Origin of the sequence: Paraclostridium bifermentans, assembly GCF_964259345.1 — a bacterium.
Lineage (GTDB): Bacteria > Bacillota > Clostridia > Peptostreptococcales > Peptostreptococcaceae > Paraclostridium > Paraclostridium bifermentans_B.
The window spans coordinates 1-793 of sequence record NZ_CAXVJR010000027.1 but is presented as its reverse complement, the minus strand read 5'-3'; the positions used below and the strand labels follow the sequence as shown (position 1 = coordinate 793).

The 793-nt window shown below is 25.2% G+C and carries 1 protein-coding gene; it reads right to left on the bottom strand.

Annotated elements, in window-relative coordinates:
- Positions 1–236 precede the first annotated feature (236 nt).
- Positions 237–566, bottom strand: coding sequence for a MazG-like family protein (locus tag ACEXNK_RS17510; RefSeq protein WP_373601497.1), 330 nt, complete (start codon positions 564–566; stop codon positions 237–239).
- Positions 567–793: the final 227 nt, after the last annotated feature.

Here is a 793-nt window from a genome sequence, read left to right as displayed (position 1 = left end):
TGGCTTGGTTGTTTGTTGTTTAATTCTTTAAAAAGAATTTTTATAATTAACCTACTGTTTAATTTTCAAAGTTCTTGTTTGTCCGTTTCTTAAGGACAAGTAATACTATATCACCTTTATTAAATAAGGTCAACACTTTTTTAAAAGTTTTTTTATTTTTTATTATTCTTTTGCTATATACCTTATTTTCCAATAAGATTTAATATAAAAATCATATTTTATAGGTGTATATCTTCTTAGTTATTTTCACATTTTTCTTTCCATTTACAAAGTTTAGATTTATATATTTTTTCCACTTCACATAAATTTATATCTTCATTACTAGATTGGCATATTATTGAACTTGCTACAATTATAACATCTATGCATTCTTCTATTACATCTTTATTAGTTTTGCTTTTATATCCGCATCCACATGCATTTGTATAGCTTAAAACAGCTTGAGCAACTTCTCCCGATTCTTCTGATAATTTTAATGTTCTTTCTAAAATATTTTTTTTATCTATCTTAGTCAGTTTTTGTATTTCTTTAAAATCAACTAATTTATCACAATCTATTTTTTCCATATCCAACTCCTCCTATTATACTATAAAACCCTACGTTAAAAAGTTATTTAGAGTTTATATTTTGTATCTTATCCTCACTTAAAATTCATAATAAAAAGATAAACTATATTAAATAACTTATGTATAAGTTATTTAATATAGTTTATCTAAATAAAAAAAAGATTACGCGGCTACGTCCTACTCTCCCAGGCAGCTTCCCACCAAGTACCATCGGCGCTAAAGAGCTT

Bases quoted from the DNA above. Each gene is read 5' to 3' on its own strand.
- ACEXNK_RS17510 (WP_373601497.1), bottom strand. From the start codon at position 566: ATGGAAAAAATAGATTGTGATAAATTAGTTGATTTTAAAGAAATACAA.